The following is a 2,739-nucleotide window of genomic DNA, read 5'->3' as shown; positions in this document are numbered from 1 at the left end:
CCTGGTGGTCGGGATGAAGGAGGAGTTGGAGAAGATTAAGGAGCAAATCAACAATATTCTCTGAGTCCAACTGTTCGGCAAATCAGCCCGCCAAAACTGAAAAATTGAACTTTTGATATAAATTTTGGTATAGCAGTATGCCAATAATGGATTGATGTCGGAAGATTTTTTTTCAACTCAATCCAAACGCTGCTGAGCTGCGTAAATGGCTTAGAATGCTCTTAAAGCCTGGTTTTGGGTTTAGAGTATATTGCCCGTGAATTATTTCTCTAGGAAATACTTGCGGTTTAAGTTTTTGTGCGTAAATTGTGTTATCCGAACAGAAGCCCTCTTCTTTTCGGTTTCTTCTTCAAGCTTTGAATTCCACCTTTTTTCAGCCTACAACTATGAAAAAAGCATTACTCGCCCCTGTTCTGTGCCTGACGCTGATGCTGATGGCCTTCCGCCCCTACGCTGAGGTCGAAATGATCAAGAAGCGCGTGTTGAGCGAGCGTGTCGAAATCCTGATTCCCAAGGGCTTCGAGGTGATGAGCGAGCAGCAGATGGACTTCAACTACGCGAAGTCGCAGAGCCGCCCGAGCGTTATCTACACCAACAGCAAGGAGGCTACCATCGCCTTCACTTACACCGACAACACGGCCGACCAGGACATGATTGACATGTACGCCGACAACTTCTACAAGATGTACTCGAAGCAGTACAAGGAGGCGAAGTGGTTCAACAAAGGCGTCAAGGAAGTCAATGGCCGCAAGGTTGGCTACATGGAGCTGATGAAGCCCGAACTCGGCCACGAGGTCTACAACCTGGTGTTCTTCACCGACGTGGAAGGCAAGCTGCTGATGTGCAACTTCACCTGCGCCGACCGTCAGAAGCCCGAGTGGGAAACGGTTGCCAAGCAGATCATGAACTCGTTCAAGACGAACGGCTAAGCTCCATCCGCTTCGGAGTTCTCCCAATCGTATAACAAACCCAGAATTGTCTGCTTCCGAGCCGACGATTCTGGGTTTGCTGCATTTAGCCCAGAATGGTGCCAATTACCCACTCCTTATAGTAGAGTGTGGTAAGTCGGACCAGTAGTGCCGGAATGCATGATGAGGACACTGCTAGGGCTTTGCCGCGGGAGTGGCCAGCTGATCCAGAAACCGGGTGGTAAGCCGAAACACGCCCCGGACGCTCGCTAAGGACAGATCATCGGGTCGGTCCTGCACGTCGTGGTAAGCCTTGCTGCCGCCGCGGGTGTAGAAGAAGAAAGCGGGTACGCCCTGCTCGGAGAAAGGGTAATGGTCGGAGTTGGCAGCCCGGCCGCGGGCCGCAACCTGGGGCACGTAGCGCCCGGCCGAGTTCAGGGCCGTAAGCTGCTGAAACGGCTTCTCCAGCACCTTACCGTTGACGACCGTGATGCCATCCTCCCCGGTGCCCAGCAAGTCCATGTTGATCAGGAAACGGATGCGGGTGAGTGGGAACAGCGGGTGGGCCACGTAGTAGCGGGAGCCCAGCAGCCCGGCTTCCTCAGCTCCGAAGGCCATGAAGGCAATAGAATAGGCCGGCTGGTTCTCGGGCTTGGCGTAGTGCTCGGCCAGAGCCAGCAGCATGGCCGTGCCGCTGGCATTGTCGTTGGCACCCGGAAAAAACGTTTTCTTGCCCATATGCCCCAGGTGGTCGTAGTGGGCCGTGACAACCAGGAAGGAATCGGGCTGCACGCGGCCTTGGACGTAACCAATCAGGTTTTGGGCGGGGTAGTCGCGTTCCAGCTTGGCCTCGACGGCCAGCGTAGCCTGCTGACGGGGGCCGGTCCAGCGGCTGGCCAGCACCTGCAGGCGGGGCTGCGGAAACTGCGCATCGGCGAGGGAGGCCGTGAGCTTGTCGGGCACCAGCGTGATGAGGGCCGCGGCTTGGTTGAGGTGCTCGGCGAAAGAATCAGGCAGGGTGCGCAGCCGCTCGGCGTCGCGCTGGCGCAGGACCACAATCTGCCCGTGCAGGGACTGGGCCAAAAACCGCTGACCGGCCTCCTCGCTGGTGAAAATCAGGCTGTCGAGGGGCAGCAGCGGACCACTGACGCGGCCAGCACCCGAGGCCGGCTCGGCAATGAACTCAACACCTGGCAGCAGTTCCCGGCCATCGAGGCGCAGGCTGAAGTCGCCGGGAAACGTGTTGACCGTAAGGGTAAAGGGCTGGGCGTAGCGGGGAGTGAAGGTGCGTAGGCCCAGCTGCTGGAACCGGCGGCGCAGGAAGGTGGCCGCGCGCTGGCTGCCTTGGCGCACGTAACCGCGGCCGTGAAAATCAGGGGAGGCCAGGGTGGTGATGGTGGCGCGCACCTGGCCCATATCCTGGGCTACGGCTGGCGTCAGCGTTAGCAGGGCCGTACCCAGACTGAGCGGCGCCAAAGGTCGAAACCACGATGCGGAAAGCGGAAAAGCCATAGCGAAACCAGAAGAAGACGGCCGCATTACTACCACCAGCGGCGGGTGACCCACATGCCCAACAGGCCCGCGGCCGTGCCGAGCGAGTCGCCGATAAGGTCCGACCATTCACCGTGCCGACCCAGGTCCATGGTCATTTGCAGCACTTCAATAAGAGCGCCAAAGGCAACGCCGGCGCCCAGCATCAGCCCGAAGGCGTGGCGGCGCAGTGCGGGAAAGCGCGTCTGCCGGCGGGCCGAAAAGTAGCTCAGCACGGCTAGCACCAAGAAGACGAAGGCATGGGCAGCCGTGTCGAAGGAAATCAGCTCCCAGGGCGGCG

Annotated in this window: 3 protein-coding genes; 1 reads left to right on the top strand and 2 read right to left on the bottom strand. The window is 58.6% G+C overall.

All coding sequences use genetic code 11. The features are described 5' to 3' along the window. Nucleotides 1–386 precede the first annotated feature (386 nt). On the top strand, nt 387–929 hold the full coding sequence (locus EWM57_RS20920; protein ID WP_129920799.1) for a hypothetical protein: 543 nt from the start codon (nt 387–389) through the stop codon (nt 927–929). 174 nt (nt 930–1,103) lie between these two features. Here the strand turns inward: EWM57_RS20920 and EWM57_RS20915 are convergent, their stop codons facing one another. Together EWM57_RS20915 and EWM57_RS20910 are read right to left on the bottom strand one after the other, a co-directional pair. Continuing rightward, nucleotides 1,104–2,420 (bottom strand): M28 family metallopeptidase, encoded by a 1,317-nt coding sequence (locus EWM57_RS20915; protein ID WP_165370607.1) that lies wholly within the window; start codon nt 2,418–2,420, stop codon nt 1,104–1,106. Between the two features lie 29 nt (nt 2,421–2,449). Continuing rightward, nucleotides 2,450–2,739, bottom strand: a 290-nt coding sequence (locus EWM57_RS20910) for a VanZ family protein (RefSeq protein WP_129923226.1), incomplete at its 5' end; no start/stop codon positions are given.

The sequence above is a fragment of the Hymenobacter persicinus genome (assembly GCF_004167665.1).
Classification (GTDB): domain Bacteria; phylum Bacteroidota; class Bacteroidia; order Cytophagales; family Hymenobacteraceae; genus Hymenobacter; species Hymenobacter persicinus.
The sequence above is the reverse complement of the archived record's forward strand: the minus strand, read 5'-3'. Positions and strand labels throughout refer to the sequence as shown.

Excerpts from the sequence above, each read along its gene's own strand:
- EWM57_RS20915 (WP_165370607.1), bottom strand. The coding sequence starts at position 2,420 with ATGGCTTTTCCGCTTTCCGCATCGTGGTTTCGACCTTTGGCGCCGCTC.
- EWM57_RS20920 (WP_129920799.1), top strand. The coding sequence starts at position 387 with ATGAAAAAAGCATTACTCGCCCCTGTTCTGTGCCTGACGCTGATGCTG.